General features: G+C 46.4%; 1 rRNA gene. It reads left to right on the plus strand.

The features are described from left to right. Positions 1-302, plus strand: a 16S ribosomal RNA gene (locus HC175_RS22780); the annotation flags it as partial.

A 302-nucleotide genomic window follows, 5' to 3' on the forward strand; every position in this document is an offset into this window, starting at 1 on the left:
TTGTAAACTGCTTTTATACGGGAAGAAACACTCCCACGTGTGGGGGCTTGACGGTACCGTATGAATAAGGATCGGCTAACTCCGTGCCAGCAGCCGCGGTAATACGGAGGATCCAAGCGTTATCCGGAATCATTGGGTTTAAAGGGTCCGTAGGCGGGTATGTCAGTCAGTGGTGAAAGTCTGCAGCTCAACTGTAGAACTGCCATTGATACTGCATACCTTGAGTAATTATGAAGTGGTTAGAATATGTAGTGTAGCGGTGAAATGCATAGATATTACATAGAATACCGATTGCGAAGGCA

This window comes from Salinimicrobium oceani (genome assembly GCF_012037645.1).